The 17,596-nt window shown below is 50.1% G+C and carries 10 protein-coding genes and 1 pseudogene; 5 read left to right on the top strand and 6 right to left on the bottom strand.

Features of this window, described 5'->3' with window-relative positions:
• From ACTIE6_RS27290 to ACTIE6_RS27265, 6 genes and pseudogenes are all read right to left on the bottom strand, one after another.
• Nucleotides 1-445: pseudogene (locus ACTIE6_RS27290) on the bottom strand (hypothetical protein); the annotation flags it as partial.
• Between the two features lie 27 nt (nucleotides 446-472).
• A complete protein-coding gene (locus ACTIE6_RS27285; protein WP_439559648.1) occupies nucleotides 473-2,338 on the bottom strand; it encodes a heparinase II/III domain-containing protein in 1,866 nt (621 codons plus the stop codon).
• Nucleotides 2,339-2,552: 214 nt separating this feature from the next.
• Complete coding sequence (locus ACTIE6_RS27280) at nucleotides 2,553-3,536, bottom strand: DUF4466 family protein (RefSeq protein ID WP_439559647.1); 984 nt, start codon at nucleotides 3,534-3,536, stop codon at nucleotides 2,553-2,555.
• A gap of 18 nt (nucleotides 3,537-3,554) precedes the next feature.
• Complete coding sequence (locus ACTIE6_RS27275) at nucleotides 3,555-3,962, bottom strand: hypothetical protein (protein ID WP_439559646.1); 408 nt, start codon at nucleotides 3,960-3,962, stop codon at nucleotides 3,555-3,557.
• 41 nt (nucleotides 3,963-4,003) lie between these two features.
• The gene (locus ACTIE6_RS27270) at nucleotides 4,004-5,842 is read right to left on the bottom strand and encodes a RagB/SusD family nutrient uptake outer membrane protein (RefSeq protein WP_439559645.1); all 1,839 of its coding nucleotides are present in this window, start codon (nucleotides 5,840-5,842) and stop codon (nucleotides 4,004-4,006) included.
• Between the two features lie 12 nt (nucleotides 5,843-5,854).
• On the bottom strand, nucleotides 5,855-8,980 hold the full coding sequence (locus ACTIE6_RS27265) for a SusC/RagA family TonB-linked outer membrane protein (RefSeq protein ID WP_439559644.1): 3,126 nt from the start codon (nucleotides 8,978-8,980) through the stop codon (nucleotides 5,855-5,857).
• A gap of 282 nt (nucleotides 8,981-9,262) precedes the next feature.
• On the opposite strand from ACTIE6_RS27265, the gene ACTIE6_RS27260 reads away from it, so the two are divergent.
• The 5 genes from ACTIE6_RS27260 to ACTIE6_RS27240 all read left to right on the top strand — a co-directional run.
• Nucleotides 9,263-12,382, top strand: coding sequence for a SusC/RagA family TonB-linked outer membrane protein (locus ACTIE6_RS27260; protein ID WP_439559643.1), 3,120 nt, complete (start codon nucleotides 9,263-9,265; stop codon nucleotides 12,380-12,382).
• 18 nt (nucleotides 12,383-12,400) lie between these two features.
• Nucleotides 12,401-13,858 (top strand): RagB/SusD family nutrient uptake outer membrane protein, encoded by a 1,458-nt coding sequence (locus ACTIE6_RS27255; protein ID WP_439559642.1) that lies wholly within the window; start codon nucleotides 12,401-12,403, stop codon nucleotides 13,856-13,858.
• 11 nt (nucleotides 13,859-13,869) lie between these two features.
• Nucleotides 13,870-15,324, top strand: a complete 1,455-nt coding sequence (locus tag ACTIE6_RS27250) for a sulfatase family protein (RefSeq protein ID WP_439559641.1) — start codon at nucleotides 13,870-13,872, stop codon at nucleotides 15,322-15,324.
• Entirely contained in the window at nucleotides 15,324-17,153 is a 1,830-nt protein-coding gene (locus tag ACTIE6_RS27245; protein ID WP_439559640.1) for a sulfatase-like hydrolase/transferase, read from the top strand. The genes ACTIE6_RS27250 and ACTIE6_RS27245 overlap by 1 nt, the downstream gene beginning before the upstream one ends.
• A 6-nt stretch (nucleotides 17,154-17,159) precedes the next feature.
• On the top strand, nucleotides 17,160-17,596 hold a 437-nt coding region (locus tag ACTIE6_RS27240), incomplete at its 3' end, for a sulfatase-like hydrolase/transferase (protein WP_439559639.1).

Here is a 17,596-nt window from a genome sequence, read left to right as displayed (position 1 = left end):
GGTTGGGCGTCCCCATTTCATTCCACCACCAGTTGTCACAAATAAAATCGTTGGCAAACCAGTAATCAAGCGCCTGTGAAATGCTCTTTTTAACCTCCGGTTTACCCAGGTAAGCAGATCCCGGCTTTTTTAATGCGCGTGCCAGTTCCAGCATATTGTTGAGGTGCACGCTGTGTTCAAAGCCGGTGCGGGATACATCCGCGTAGTTAATCCCTGGCCAGGTACCGTCCGGTTTTTGTGATTTAATCAGATCGGCCACATTCGCCGCATTGACCTCTGGTTTGAGCAGATCAGCTACCACGCGCGTTCTGATTTTTTCAAGATCCGCGTCGGGCTGACCAGTACCGGCCTCAACGGGAATGGCGACATTTTCGCCGGGCTTACGTAATTGCTGCGCCGTAGCAAGCTGCGCCAGCAACACAAACAGTATCAGGATGTTTTTCATAGGGTTCAGGATTTGACCGGCAGCATTTTACTTCCAGTCAGCAAGGGGCTTTATTTTCGGCAGTTTGTTTGCAGGTGCGAAAACCGCATTGAAACTGGTGGAGGAGTTGGCAGGCAGGCTTACCTCAAAACCGACAAACTGCGTATTAGGATTTGGCGCGTCATAATCGTGGCCCGGCGTGGTTGACCAGGTTTTGATCTCAATGTCGGATTTGGTGTCAAATACAAGCAGCATTTTCTTACCATTCTGGGATAATTCCACCGTTTTACCATCCACTATTTTCACGGTAGCGGGAGTAAGCAGGTTCCAGCGCATGCTGGCTGGCTTATCACCCGTTTTTACCTCGTCACGGATCACCACCGATTGCCCGTCGCGGATTGCGATCCCGCGTTTGGCAGCAGCTATCTGACCTTTGTACATATCCGAAAGATCCGTAATAGCCCACATACCCGACTTATCATCCGACCACGAATCAATTTTCGCGTAGCCTTTTGCATTCAGCAGCTGGCCGTCAAATGACAAAGTATTATGTGCAAAATTGTTGAGCCGGAAAACCTCCCAGCGTTGCGAATTCTGCGTGCGGTTCCAGAGATCCACTCCTTTTGATTCCAGCGAGTTGTAATCCTGCATTCCAAAATCCATTGCCCACCGCTCGCCCTGTGCGTCTATCACAAAAGAGCCCACATCCATGTGCGCGTGGTTGACCGAAGGCGAGCCCGTTTTAACGCCCACGAAAATTGCATTCGGATCTTCCCAGGAAGTGCGCATCAATGCAACCGGCGAAGGTCCCTGCCCCACCCATTGCTTTCTTGCAGGCGGTTTCACCGCATTCAGATCGGTATTGGCACCCCACACCAGCAATGCAGGCAGGATCCGGTTTCGAACGTTGCTCGCACTTCTGTCTGTAAGCAGCTTCTTCTGTGTCCAGAGCAGTGACGGATCGCCATTTTTCTCAGCATACCAGAACATCGCAGGACTTAAACCTTCTTTCAGGCCGCTATCCCCCCAGTTGTGCGCCAGGCCCGTTGGACCTACCAGATTTTGCAAAAAACCGGCCGTTTTCAGAAAGCCGGGTGACTGGGACAGTCCGAAGTCAGTCCCTAACGCCTTATCAAGTGCACTGATAAATAGCACATTAAAGCTCGTACCATAGCCCCAGTAGCTAAATCCCTCGGGATAAGCGCCGTCAGGCTCGTACGAAGGCACCATCGCTTTGGGAATGGAAGCAACTGCGCGCGAAACCATTTTAGCAGCAAGTTCCGGCTCGCTTTCCGCCACAGCCAACGCGCCGAAAGTAATACCCGCATTGCATACCTGGTTCCAGTTGTGCTCCGCGTTCAGGAAGTTACTATACCGCTTTTCCATAGAAGGCTCAATCCCTTTTTTCACAATCGCTTCCCTGATCTTACCTCTTGATTCCTCCGAAAGTCCGTCATAGAGCCAGTCGTAACCGATCGCAACCGCCATTGTCATTTCTGCCACATCCAGAAAGTGCGTCGGGTTCCAGTCTTCAAATGCGGCTACGGCCAGCATTTCCTTTTCGGCGCGGCGAAGGTACTTCTCGTCCTTTGTGGTACGGTAAGCATACGATAATTGAAAAACGCGGCGCAAACATTCGCGCGATTTATCCAGTAGCCGCTTTCCTATTTTGATGCGCTCTACGGGTGGCAATTCCAGCATCTTGTCGCATTCAGCCAGGATTTCCTTGTGGATCCCGTTCCATTCCGGGTGCTTCCGGATTTGTGACAAAATCGCCTGCTCCTCACCTTTCAGCAAAAGCAGCCTCGGATGTTCCTTTTTGAGCGATTTAAGTACATCCGTGTTGGACTGCCCAAGTCCGGGATTAGCATAAAAGCTCAGCACAATGCCGAGCAGTACAATTAATTTTTTCATAATCAAAGGTTAGAGTTTAGGAAGCGTAAAAGGTTATTGTCTGGCTGTTCTCGCACGCAAACCCATATAAATTGAAAATGCAGCACCGGGCCGCCGGAGGAGCCGGGCAGTATTCTACATCATGAATGGGATTGGAATGGAGAAAAGATGCATTACTCCCGCAGGTTGCGTAGGTTACAACCTGCGGGAAATGCCGGTAGCGGGTTCAGCAATGCTACTTCATCATGTAGCGCTTGATGCTGATCTTGGCGCTTTTGGTCGTGTTGTTAACAGAATTGATGTACACGTAAGCACGGTACTTTCCGTCTTGTGTCTCCACCCACACACCAGCCTCGGAACGGAGGTTAATGGCGTAGTCGGGAGCAGATGCGATATCGAGCTTTTGAAAATCAAGATCGTCGATGTACACGCCGTACTGCAATCTCGCCAAATGGAAATCACGCAGGTTCCATACTTTCTGCACACGGGAAGTGCGGTTTGCGCCAGCCGGCAGGTTTACGCCTGGCAGGTAGGTTTTGGCAGAAGGTGAAACTAACCCGTGTGAAAAAGTAATGTTCGGAATGGAACGGTACAGGTATACCAGGTCGATTTTCGATGCATTGGCAGCGGCATCAGCGAGACTGTAAACCGCCATATCTTCAATCGAAATGTATGCTTTGGTACTGTCCGTCACGTCCAGATCGAGTACCATATCCATTTCGGCGATCTTGTAAGGTCCCATGGAATAGTTAACAGTTTGTCCATTACTCGCCTGGGCCGAAAATTTGAAAGAAACTTCCTTGCCGCGTGCGGTTGTCGGAATGCGGTAAAAGTACCTGAGGGTCGCTGCGGAGGTGTCTTTGGTAAACGTGACTGTCGTTTTACCGCCGCTGTTCACCGACTTGCTCCCTACCTCAATCCCCACATCTTCCCCGCTGCCATTGGTGTAAAAGGAGCGGTTTTCAAGGTAAGTAGCCTCACCACCGCCGATCGTAGCTTCTACTTCGGCAGAAACCAGCTTGCCCATAGACTTGGGAAGCGCCATTGCATAGGCAAATTCGATATTCATCCCGACGAGGTTCGGGCCGATCGATCTTTTGATCACATCGTTTTGAAGTTCCTGTCTGAGCGTCGGTATCGCATATTCCTCCTCTTCACAGGAAGAAAGGGAAACCAACCCGATCAAAACAAGAAAGTAATACAAATAGGTATGTTTCATGATCTTGCTGTTTAAGGATTAGGGAGTTTGCACGGTCAGGTTGATGGTATAGGTTTTCCTGACTTTGCGGTTGCCCGACACGACGGCATACTGCTTTGGTTTCGAGAGATCAGAGAAATCTACTTTCCCGGTGATCTTCGGATCCAGCTTTGCGTCGGTGACAAGGGAGAACTGCGGATAAAGGTTTTTAAGGTCAGTTCCGTAAAACACTTTCACATTGATCGTCTGCGCAGTCGTGTCAATCACCGCATTCTCTACCCTTACCGTTTGAAAATCAGGTCCGAGCAGCTCAAAGTTACTGACATAGCACTGGCTGCGGGTAGTGATCAGCAAACCGTCTTCGTCCACCGGAAAATCTTCTTTACAGGAACCGAGCATACTGACTGTCAGCATCATTGCCGCGATCCATTTTATATTTTTTAGCATTGGAATAAATATTAATGTTTTAACAAATCGTCCTGTAATTCCTATAACCAGGGTGTATTCTGGGTCAGGTTCGGGTTGCGGTCGCGCTCGCCCGGCGGGATCCGGAAGATGTAGTTCTGCTGGTAGGTACGTTCCGGGGTATTCTGGAAATACCTTTGCTGATTCGCTCCGTGGGTATCGATCCGCCATACACCTTCGGTATAAGGCGCTCCCCAAACACGCTCTTGCGCCCGCCATCTGCGGATATCAAAGCCGCGGTGGCCTTCGCCCAGCAACTCGATAATACGCTCCTGCTCAATGGCCGAGAAGAATGCATCCGCACTTGCCGTTTTGGCAGCAGTAAGTGCAGGCAGGTTACCGCGGCGACGGATTTTGTTCACCAGCGCGATTGCCTCAGCAGTCGGTCCTTTCGTTGCATTGGTTGCTTCTGCATACATCAGATATACATCTGCCAGACGCATGACGGGGAAGTTGTAATCACCGTCGCTGCGTCCCTGTCCTGCATAATTGCGCAGGAACTTACGGAATACGTAGCCGGAGTTGCTGCCGTCGGTATTGTAGGTCGTGTACTTGGCACCGTTGATCGTGATTGGCTGGTTCCAGGTTTTGTAAACAAAAGGTATCCACCCGGTTGATTTCAATGAGTTCATACCTACACTCAGCTCATAATCCCACATAATGGAAGCTTTCATCCGGTAGTCGCGGTTCTTATAGCTTTGCGGGTTTACTGCCGAGTTCGGCGTAGTTCGTGCGGTCGGATCGGTCGGGTTCATGGGAACCAGTTTCGGAGCAAAATCACCTGTAATGGTGGATTGATAGCGATCGGCGATTTCATACCTCGGTGCTACCCACAGCTGCGAGCCTTCGTGTGAACGACCGGCAAAGTCGCGCATCAGTTCTTCCCCCTGCGCTGTTCCGGTTCCACCGTGCGTAAAACCCATGATGATCTCGGGATCGTTGTTGGCAGCGGGTGTAAACAGGTAATAGTAATTGGGCAGCTTGTCGGCTTTACCCAGTGAATCAATATCCCCCGGCTCCCCGTTGCGGAAAAGCGCCAGACCATAGTCGTTGATCACGGAATTGAAATCCGCAGCGGCGGCAGCATAAGCGGCCGGTGCCAGACTTGCGTCCGATTTGAAAGTGTCAAGCTCCGGCCAGCCGAAACGGTTCCAGCAAGCCCAGTACAACTGCAATTTTCCACGAAATGCAAGTGCCGCAGGTTTTCCAGCCCGCCCTGCGCCTGCTGGTTTTGCAGGAAGCTTTTCGTAAGCATAAGTGAAGTCAGCCATAATCGAATCCTTCACCTGAGCGATCGGCGTGCGGGTCAATTTAGATACATCTGCATTCGACTCCGCGATTTTGGTGAAATACGGAACATCACCCCACATGGAGATCAACCGGAAATAAACCATTCCGCGAAGGAGCTTGGCTTCTCCCACAATCGCTTCCAACTTGCCAACCGACTCCGGCTTCGCAGTTTTCAGCATCGTTTCAACATTGGCAATCACATAGTTGGTGCGGTTTACACCTCCGTACAGATACCGGTACATTTTGTCAAAATTGTCGCCGTACCCGCTTGGGTTATAATCTCCGTCATGGTAAGCATCGCCGAGGCGCAGGTTGCCGCTTGTGGCGCTGGTACCGCGTGTACGCACGTACTCACCGTGACCGTCCAGGTAGTAATCCCTGTCAAACAGCGGGCGAACAGACGCATAGGCGCCATTGAGGGCGAAAGTAGCGTCGTCTTCCGTTTTCCAGAATGCATTCGCGGCCAGCTCAGTGGTAGGATCCTGTTCAAGCAGGTCCTGAACACAGGAGCCCGTACCGAATATGAGCCCCGTGAGGGTTATTGCTGATATTATATGTTTGATACTTTTCATTTGTAAAGGCTTTTATATTCCTATGTTGATACCAACTGAATAGGATTTGTTCAAAGGATAGGCGTCGCTTCTGTTCCCTGCTTTCTCCGGATCAAGACCACGGAATTTCGTGATTGTAGCCAGGTTTTCAGTCGAAGCGAAGACGCGGAAGTTATTGATACCTAATTTCTTGGTCAGCGTGATCGGCAGGTTATAGCCCAGCTGGATGTTTTTCACACGCAGGTAAGACAGGTTATCAAGCCAGAAAGTAGTTTCCTCCCGGTTCGCATTTCCATTGAGCCTTGGCCAGGCACCATCGCGGTTCTCCACAGACCATGGGTTGTCCCAGTGTCCCGGTGTAGAAGCGTATCGCTGCGCACCGAAGTTGACGTTGTTGTAAATGTTGATCCAGTAATCTTTTCTGCCTGCTGCACCCTGCAAAAGGAAAGTCAGGTCAAATCCGCGCCATGATACATTTCCATTCAATGCGAAGTTGGTAGTCGGGCGGTCACGCTGAACTTTCGGGAATGCTACCTTGTCTTCATCCGAGATCCTGCCGTCGCCATTGGTATCTTTCCGGAGAATATCTCCCGGCGAAGCGCCCTGCGGCGTTGCATTGTACACGTCCTGCCAGGTTTGTGCAATGCCCTGGTCCTGGTAAGTGTACAAATAATGGTAAGGCATGTTCAGGAAGGTGTAACCTCTTGCCAGGAACTCATTCCAGGATTCCAGGTTGGTACGGTTGTAAGATGCATTCACAGCCACTGTATAGTTGACAGCACCTTTGCGGTCACGCCAGGTAAAGTTTCCTTCAATACCCCTGTTACGCAGGTTACCAATGTTCTTACGCGGCGCATCGTACGCACCTGTAAGCAGTATAGACATTTCAGACGGGCGGTTCATACCTGTCGTCAAACGATCGTAGTAATCGATTTCAGCAGTAAGGCGGTTGTTCAGGAAGCCCAGATCAAGACCCAGGTTGAACACCTTGGTAGTTTCCCAGGACAAATCTTTGTTAACCAATTTTCTGTTAACAAAACCTTTTACAATTTGTCCATTGACCATATAGTTGCTCGCTCCCAAAGTCGATTGCTGCTCAAAACGACCTACCCCGCTGTTGTTACCCAAACTTCCGTAAGAAGCGCGGATCTTTCCGTTTGTCAGAAAACTGCTGGTATACTGGTTGATAAAAGCCTCTTCGCTAAACCGCCAGCCCAATGCAGCCGATGGAAAAAAGCCGAACTGACTGCCCGGAAGGAACCTGGAAGAACCGTCTGAACGGAAGTTTACTTCAAGCAGGTATTTGTCGAATGCAGCATAGTTAACCCGGCCAATGTAAGACCGCAAACCTTCCGTAGACGAATTACCGCCTGTTGACTGGATATCTGTCAAAGCAGCATCCACTTCATGCAAAGAAGGGTGCAGCCTGTCGTTACGCGAGGTAGCCTGGTAGCGATCGTACCAGTATTCTTCGCTGTACACAAACATTGCCCCGATTTCATGGTTTTTGGCAATGGTCGTGCTGTAGTTCAATCGACCGTTAAGCAGCGTTTTGTAGCCTGTATTGGTAAAATTGCCCACGCCCGCATTTGGCCCAACATACACGCGGCTGCCAAATGTGTTCGTCTGGAAATTGTACGATTGATTAGGCATATTCGCATTCCACCTGAACTGGTTGAAGTAATTGAGCGCGTAATCCAGGCGCGCAGTTAATCCTTTGATCGGAGTCCAGTCGATGTACATGTTCGCATTAGCCTCCTGGCGGTTTTGCCTGTTAAGCTGGTTTACGTACAGCGTGTAAGGGTTATATGCCTGAGGATCTTCATTGTACGCCATTACACCACCAAAGTAGCCGGTCGTCGGATCGTAAGGCAGGATACCCGGAATGGCAAACTGCATGTCAAAACCGGCTGTGTTTGAAGCGTCATCGTCTGTGAATCCGTCTTCCAGCGCGTAGGTCATATTGGACCAGTTACCCGTGAATTTCACACCTGTATTGATGTTCTTGCGGATCTTGTAATCGTAGTTGAAGCGTGCATTGTAGCGTTTGAAATCGTTATTGATCTGCAAACCCTTTTCGTTCATCAAACCCACCGAAATAAAGAAGTTGGACTTGTCGCCGCCGCCGGAGGCAGACAGGTTGTAGTTCTGCACGGAACCTGTGCGCATGATCACATCCCACCAGTCGGTGTTCGGATACGCCACGGGATCGATCATCCCCAGCGCCATCCATTGATCAATGGTACCGTCCTTGAAGTTGAAGTTCTGGCGCAACGTATTTACAGCCGCTGCACGCTGGTGAAGCGTGAGTGTACGCGGATAATCAGCAAGGAAATTGTAGGCGCGTGTGGGCGACTGAAATCCGTAGTTACCTGAAAAGTTGATCGTCGCTTTTTCCTGTCCTTTACCCGACTTTGTGGTGATCAGGATAACGCCGTTTGCCGCACGCGAACCATAAACCGAAGAGGAAGTAGCGTCTTTAAGAATTGATAACGATTCGATATCATTCAAATTCAAGCGGTTGATATCCACATCGGGCATTCCGTCCACTACCACGAGCGGACTTGCATTATTCACAGTACCCAAGCCACGGATCACCAGAGAAGCGTTGTTGCGCCCTGCCATACCTGAATTCTGGTTTACTGCAAGACCTGGTACCAAACCCTGTAAACCGGAAGAAACGTTGCTGAGCGATCGGTTAGTGATTTTGTCGTCGATCTGGATCGCTGATACCGCGCCTGTCACATTCACCTTTTTCTGTGTACCGTAACCCACTACGACTACTTCATCAAGCGACTTGTCTTCCGGCGCGAGCTGAATGCTGATCGCAGTTCGGTTGTCTACCGTAGCTTCCTGAGATACGTACCCGATAAAGCTGAAAGTAAGAACGGAGGATGCACCTGCAACTGTAATCGTGTAGTCACCGTCGGGATTGGTGGTGGTACCATTGGAAGTTCCTTTTTCAATCACATTCACGCCCGGCAAACCTGCGCCTTTTTCGTCTGTCACCTTGCCGGTAATTGTGACAGCTGCCTTCACTTCATGCCTGACCCTGGTCAGGGTGCCACTTCTTGCCTCGATCTGAAAGCCGGGAAACAGCCAGATACCTGACAGAACCGCAAGACTTCCCCAGCGAATGCACGTAGAGGATTTTTTCATAAGGGTTGTTTTGGTTTAGAGAAACACTATGTACCCCACAGTGACGTCAATCCCAAAATTGCACCCTTACTATTTTTCAACTTTTTATAAAAATTGTTTTATGGTTGAAATGAGTGTGAAAAAGTCGGCTCAAGCCTCCCACAAAAAACTTACCCTGGGCTATACTGAGCCACATTTGTGATTTTGCATCAAAGTTCTTTACTTTGCCTATCAACTTTATAGAGTACTTGCATTAGCCACCAGTGCACAGCTATTCTGACTATTTTTTACTCACCCAAACAAATGGTTACAAAACTACCATCACCCGGGATCGGCAGGTCCCGTTGGGCAGTATTGCTGGTGGCAATCATGTCCTCTCTCGGCGCAACCGCCCAAACATTTACCATTAAAGGCAAAGTCACCTCCCCCACTGACCAGTCCGGCGCGCCGGGGATCAATGTGATTCTAAAAAATTCAACCAACGGTACTACTACAAACGCAAGTGGTCTGTACGAGATCCAGGCACCCGAAAACGGTATACTGGTATTCTCGGGCATTGGTTACCGGTCGAGCGAGATCCCCGTTAATAGTCGCTCCACCATCGATGTATCGCTGGAAGTGGATACGAAGCAGCTCAATGAAATTGTAGTTGTAGGCTACGGTACCCAGAAAAAGAGCGACGTGACCGGCGCGGTTGGTTCGGTCAAAATGGACCGGGAGATTACCAGCAGGCCCATTGTGGAACTTGGACAGGCTTTGTACGGGAAAATCCCGGGTGTTCAGGTTTTGTCCAGCAACGGTCGGCCGGGTACCTCTTCCACGATCCAGATCCGGGGAATTAACTCTGTCTCGGCCAGCAGTTCGCCGCTGATCGTGATCGACGGAATGCCGATCCCGAACTATGATCTGAACCTGCTCAGCGCGGGAGATATTGAATCGATGGAAGTATTGAAAGACGCTTCTTCCGCTGCCATTTACGGTTCGCGCGGTGCAAATGGAGTGATTTTGATATCGACCAAAAGCGGCAAAGAAGGTAGGACAAAGTTCAATGTAAATTATTCGTATGGTATCCAGAGAGTGATTGACCGCATTGCTGTCATGAACTCGCGGGAATACGCGCAGGCTTCCATTGATGCGGCGCAAAATGGCTGGATCGAAAGCGGCGGAGACCCAAGTGCCCCTAACACGATCGAAGCGCGGAAGCAATATAAGTATACCTGGCCGACTGCATTTGATCACCCTGAAAACCTGGAAAATACCGACTGGCAGGATGTTGTTTTCAGGACTGCACCCATGCAGAAGATCGAGCTGAATGCGAGTGGTGGCAATGCAAAAACGAACTTCATCGTTTCCGCAGGTTATGTGAAACAAAAGGGGATTGTGATCACTTCCGATTACAAAAAGTACACTTTCAACATCAAAGCCAATTCACAGATCAAAAAGTGGCTGCAAGTGGGCGGTATGCTGAATGTGGCTTACGATCATGAGAATGAGCCTTTTAACCGCACCGTGGAATGGGCAGTACAATACCCGACCATTTACCCGGTTTACGGAAACAACGGTTACCTCGGCGCGCCAGCCAATACACCCGGTTTTGAGAAGTATGATGCGATTCTGTTCCGGCCCAAAAACGGCCACCCGCTTTACCAGATCACGGACGATATTCAGCACAGGCAGTTTAATAATCTCGGAAATGTATTTGCGCAAATTGATTTTCTTCCCGGTTTGCGTTTCAGATCCTCGCTCAATTTCTTCTATAACAGGATCGATAACAACAATTATCAGGCTGTGGACCATAACCTCGGACCTACCTATTATACCGAGGGTGTGATGACAGTAAATCTATCGCGCACCATCAACTATACCTCTCAAAACCTGCTTACCTACGATAAAACCTTCAAGGAACATTCGTTTTCCGCACTGCTCGGGATGGAGTATAATAACAATGAATACTATTACACCAACCAGGAGCGGCGGGGTTATGATAATGATCTGATCAAGGCACTGAGTGCAGGAAAGACCGTTTTTCAGGCAGAAGATGATAAAAACAGGAGTATCCTGATCTCCTACTTCTCGCGCCTCAACTATACTTTCAAAGGCCGGTACCTGCTGTCCGCGAGCATTCGGCGCGACGGTTCTTCGCGCTTTGGCCCGAACAATAAATGGGGCGTGTTCCCGTCAGTATCCGGCGGCTGGATCGTATCGGATGAAAGTTTTTTGAGCTCTGTAAAAGCATTGAACAACCTGAAACTCCGCGCGAGCTACGGATTTACCGGTAACGACCGGTTTGCAGACTATAAATGGATCGGCTCTATGTCGCAGGGACGAGTGGCTTTTGGCAATAACCTGGGTACTACTTACTACCCTGGCAGCATTACCAACCCCGACCTGGAATGGGAACGCACGCAGCAATTTAATGCGGGATTGGATCTTGGCCTGTTCAGCAACCGGATTGTTCTGGAAGCGGATTATTACATCTCCAAGTCGGACGGGCTGCTGCTGGATGTGCCGGTTCCCATTGTGTCCGGTTTTAACAGTGTTTTTAAAAACATAGGCAAGCTTCAAAACAAAGGTTTGGAACTCAATTTGACAACCCATAACCTCAAAGGCGCGCTCGGCTGGACTACGCAGCTGAACTTCTCGCGCAACCGCAACAAGGTACTTGCCCTTGGCAAAGATAATGCACCTATGATTTACCAGCCGGGTTTTGGAATGGAGTCGATCAACCAGGTGGGACAGCCGATTTTCAGCTTTTACGGTTATCAATATGACGGCGTGTACATGAACCAGGGTCAGATAGACGCCGATCCCTCGCATTACGCTTCTGCCAAACCGGGCGATGGACGGTACGTGGATATCAATGGTGACGGTGTGCTGAATGCAAAAGACCGCACGATCATCGGCAATTATGCGCCGGACTTCATCTGGGGTTTTACCAATAACCTGACCTACAAGGGCTTTGATCTCAGCGTGCTGATCCAGGGTGTGCAGGGCAGCGATGTTTATGACAACAATATCCACCGCTCGATGCTGTACCATGAAGGCCGCAATTACTATAAAGAAATGACAAACCGCTGGCGGTCCGAACAGGAGCCGGGTGACGGGTACCACTACAAATTGACTGTTGATCTTGACGGTTACGAGAAAACGGCTTCAAGTTACTGGATCGTGGATGGTTCTTATTTCCGGGTAAAAAGCCTGACGGCGGGTTACACATTCCCGTCTTCGCTTCTCTCTAAACTGAACCTGGAATCGCTTCGGATTTATGTGAATGGACAAAACCTTTTCACGCATAAAAACGCCCCGATTTTTGATCCCGAAAACTTCAATGGCAGCGCGACCAGTGCTACTGCGCGCGGCGTAACGCATTCTCCGTATCCGTCGGCAAAGGTTTACACATTCGGTGTCAACATCGGTTTTTAACCCAAATCCACAAACAACATGAAGCTTTTTAAACAACCTATATATTACCTCCTGGCTGCATTCTCTGTCGTTTCGTGCAGCGAAAGCGAGCTGGACCAATACCCTGAAACGCGGCTTTCGGAAGGGAGCTTTTACACGACCGAGACGCAGATCGTGCAGGCTGTGAACGATGTGTACCGGCAGCTGAACCGCACTTATGCCGCCAGCGGACTGGTGGATTTGTACGGCGAGCTTTACTCGGACAATACCTACATCGAGTTTTCGGGCGGCGCGACGACTTTCGAGGACGATATCAAAGCATTCAGGATCCAGCCTAATAACGGATTAATCCAGACTGCCTGGAACAACAGCTATAACTCGATTTACATCTGCAACAATGCGATCGGGCAGCTTGAAAAAACGACGGTGCAATTTGCCAATGCTGCATTGAAAGACCGGCTGAAAGCGGAGGCTACATTCATTCGCGCGCTGATCTATTTCAATATGGTGCGCGTTTGGGGAGATATTTCGATGCCGTTGAAAGTGGTGAGCGCGGACGAGAGCTACACCTACCTGCGTGAGAAAAAGGAAACCATTTACCAGCAGATCATCACCGACCTGAAAGCCAGTAAAGTTGCGTTACCTGAAAAATACACGGGTACAGACGTGGGCAGGGTCACCAGATATGCAGCTGCCGCTATTCTGGCGAAGGTATACCTGACCATTGGCGACAAAACCAATGCAGCGAAAGAACTGAAAGAGATCATCGACAGCAATGCATACTCGCTCGATGCCAATCAGGATGGGAAGGTAAACAGTGCCGACTATGCATTCAACTTTGCGCCGGGTACCAAAAATTCGAAGGAATCTATCCTGGAATTACAGTTTCTGGCGGGACAGAATGCAGTGAACAGCAATTACCAGCAAACCTACACGCCTTACCACTGGGCTTTTCACCTGCCGGGGAGCAACGAAACATTCCGCGGCAACGGGCTGAACAGTCCCACACCAGACCTGACGAATGAATTTGAAACAGCAGATTCCATTCGCAGGAATGTGTCGGTATACCCCGGGTATGTGAACCTCGAAACCGGCGCATTTGTGAAATATCCTTTTACCCAAAAATATTACGATCCCAACTGGCGCTATCCCGGCCAGAATGTAGAGATCGTGCGGTACGCGGACATTCTCCTCTCCTACTCCGAAGCTACTGGCGACGCCTCTTACCTCAACCAGGTACGTGAGCGCGTGGGCTTGCCGGGTTATGGAAAAACGGGTTATCCTACCAAATATTCCACACTTTCACTCGCCATTGAACATGAGAGAAGGACGGAATTATGCTTTGAATTTCACCGGTTTTTCGATCTCGTGCGAACGGGCCGCGCGGTGGAAGTTTTGAAGCCGAAAGGATTTAATATTTCTGAAAGCAAGTTGCTGTTCCCGATCCCGCAAAGCGCTATTGACGTCAATCCGGGTTTGACGCAAAACAACTATTAAGCCTGATCACATTGAAAAAACAACTTAAAACAATTCTGTGGATGGTTTTGGTACTTGCCGGCAGCTGCATTCAACCAGCTGTCGCGCAGGCGCCGAATATCATTTTCATTATCGGCGACGATATCAGCTGGGACGATATCGGGGCTTATGGAAATACAAAGATCAAGACGCCGAATCTGGACAAGCTGGCGAAAGACGGGCTGCGGTTTACCAATATGTACCTCACGGCGAGCTCATGCAGTCCGAGCCGGAGCAGCATTCTTACCGGGCGCTATCCGCATAATACCGGAGCCGCCGAGTTGCATTCGCCTTTGCCGGCGCATTTGAAGTATTTCCCGGAGCTGCTCAAGCAGCAAGGGTACTTTTCTGCCCTGATTGGGAAATGGCACGAAGGCCCGAACACGCGCCGCGCTTACGATACGCTGCTGGTAGACCGCAAAGCCAATGGAGAAGGCGGCGAGTTGCAATGGAACAACCTGCTGAAAGCGCGACCGAAAGACAAACCATTCTTTTTCTGGCTCGCACCTTTTGACGCGCACAGGCCGTGGTCGGTGAAGACGGACGGACCGCAGCACGATCCTGAAACGGATATTGTGATTCCGCACACGCTGGTCGATACGAAGGAAACGCGGCAGGACCTCGCCTTTTATTACAATGAAATAGCGCAGCTGGACAGGTATGTTGGTAAATTGCGGCAGGAGCTGGAAAGGCAGGGAATCGCGGATAACACGTTGATCATCTTCACGGCAGACAATGGAAGGCCATTTCCCGGCAGCAAAACCCGACTTTATGACGCCGGTGTAAAAACGCCATTTATCGTGAGCTGGCCAGCCCGGATCAAAGCGGGACAGGTTTGCGAAAGTCTGATCAGCAGCATTGACATCGCGCCTACTTTGCTGGAAGTAGCTGGCGCAAAAACGGCGGAAACAATTCAGGGTACCAGTTTTGCAGCATTGTTTAAATCGCCTGAAAATGCATTTCGCAAGTACGTTTTTGCCGAACATAACTGGCACGATTACGCAGCTTACGAGCGCTCGGTGCGTACAAAGGATTTCTTGTATATCATCAATAAAAGATCTGAATGGGACAATGGCGGGCCAATAGACGCAAACCAGAGTCCGTCGGCAAAAGCATTGCAAGCGGCCAAGAGCAACGGGAAGCTGACCATTTTGCAAAATGATGCATTGCTCAAACCGCGTCCGGCAGAGGAGTTTTTCGATAACCAAAAAGATCCGCTGCAAATGAAGAATGAAGCAGGTAACAAAGCCTATTCAGCCCAGGTCAGCGAACTCCGGCGCATACTCAAACAATGGCAGGACCAAACCGGCGACACAGAACCTTCGAACCTCACCCCCGACTGGTACGACCGCGAAACCGGCGAGCCCACAGCCAATAAAGACAAACGCGGCGAAATGCCGGGAAGCGCCAAAAAAGCAGATCACATCCATTTTAAAGGCCCATTTTAATGAAAATCCCATTTTATAAATCCATATTCCTGCTATTGTTTGTGTTTGTAAATGCAAACGCCCAGCAGCAAGACCGACCTAATATCCTCTGGATCGTAAGTGAGGATAACAGTCCGTTTTTAGGAGCTTATGGTGATCAATATGTCACCACGCCCAACCTGGACCGGTTTGCCACCCAAGGGGTTTTGTATAAAAATGCATTCGCCACCGCGCCTGTCTGCGCACCTTCGCGGTCGACGCTGATAACCGGCATGTACCCGCCTTCAATGGGCACGGAACATATGCGGAGTACTTACCCTGTTCCGGATTTTGTAAAATTCTTCCCGCGCTATTTACGCGAAGCAGGCTACTACACGACCAACAATGCCAAAAAAGACTACAACACGATTGATCAGACGGAGGCCTGGGACGAATCGAGCGGCAAGGCTACCTATAAAAACCGCAAGCCCAGCCAGCCATTTTTCGCCGTTTTCAACCTGAATGTTTCGCACGAAAGCAGCATTCATACGCCGGTACCAGCTGAAAAGCTGAAACACGATCCTGAAAAAGCCCCATTACCGCCTTACCATCCCAAAACGAATGCAATGAAGCACGACTGGGCGCAGTATTACGATAAATTGGAGGAAATGGATCGGCAGTTTGGCGCATTGCTGAAAGAGCTCGACGAACAGGGCCTGACGGAGAATACCATTGTTTTTTATTATGCTGATAATGGCGGTGTGCTGGGTCGCAGCAAGCGGTTTGTGTATGAATCGGGGCTGCGCGTGCCGCTGATCATTCGTGTTCCTGCAAAATATTCCGCATTGGCGCCCGGAACAGCCGGATCACAAACAGACCGCATTGTGACATTCCTCGATTTCGCCCCGAGCATTTTAAGTCTGGCGGGACTGGATATACCTGCCTATATGCAGGGCAAGGCGTTTTTGGGAAAACAACAGGCGAAAGAACGCGATTACGCATTCGGATTCCGCGGCAGAATGGACGAGCGGACCGATCTTTCCAGGACTGTACGCGACAAGAAATACAGGTATATCCGCAACTATCTTCCTCACAAAATTTACGCGCAGCATCTGGAGTACCTGTGGAAAGCACCCTCGATGCCCTCGTGGGAAGCAGAGTTTAAAGCGGGCCGGCTCAATGCAGACCAGTCCAGGTTCTGGCAGGAAAAACCGGCTGAGGAGCTGTTTGATACTGAAAGTGATCCACATAACATCCACAATCTGGCCGCAGATCCGAAGCACAAAAGTACATTGGCGAAACTGCGCGAAGTCAACCAAAATTGGCTGATCGACTCAAAAGACGCAGGCTTTATTCCGGAGGCACTTTTAAGCAAAATATCGGAAACCACGCCTCTTTTTGATTATGCGAGAAGTGGAAAGTACGATGTAAAAAGGATTGTGGAAACCGCAGAAATCGCTTCTTCACGTGACAGATCGAAGTTGAGTGAAGTTATAAAGAGGCTTGGCGACAGAGATCCGGTGGTGCGTTACTGGGCGGTGATTGGCACCATTGTACTAAAAAATGACGCGGCTTCGGCTAAAAGCAAGCTGCTTACTTTGCTGGGTGATCCCGAAATTTCCGTTCGCGTTGCCGCAGCCGAGTCGCTGCTGGCTTTGGGCGAGACTGAAAAACCGGTGCAAACGCTGAGTGAAGCCTTGAACGACAGCAACCAAATGGCGCGGGTGCAGGCCTTGAATGTACTGGAAACAATCGGCGCCAAAGCGCAGCCGGCTGTCGCGAATGTAAAATCGCTATTGAAGGAAAATCAGAAAGACTCGGATTACGATGTTCGCGCGGCGAAACAGATTTTGGAACAGCTTAATAGATAAGGCAATATGCAAAAGATCAATGTCTTTGCCGGGCTGCTGATCATTTTGGCGGTCGGTCTTGCATCGAACAGAAGCAAGTCGGCCACTGAAAAGCGACCCAATATCCTGTTTGTAATTTCAGACGACCAATCCTACCCGCACGCGGGCGCTTACGGCGACAAAGCTGCGCGCACGCCCCATTTCGACCGGATAGCCCGCGAAGGTATATTGTTTAACAATGCATTTGCGGCATCACCGGGTTGCAGTCCGTCGCGTGCAGCTTTACTGACCGGGCTTAACTGCTGGCAGATCAAAGAGGCTGGTACCCACGCCAGCAGCTTCCCCATAGAATTCGAGGTTTTTCCGGACCTGCTCGAAAAGGCTGGTTATGCAGTTGGGTTTACGGGGAAAGGCTGGGGCCCGGGCGATTTTAAAGCTTCGGGAAGAAGCAGAAATCCAGCCGG

Source organism: Dyadobacter sp., from assembly GCF_051859145.1.
Classification (GTDB): Bacteria; Bacteroidota; Bacteroidia; order Cytophagales; family Spirosomataceae; genus Dyadobacter.
The sequence above is the reverse complement of the archived record's forward strand: the minus strand, read 5'-3'. Positions and strand labels throughout refer to the sequence as shown.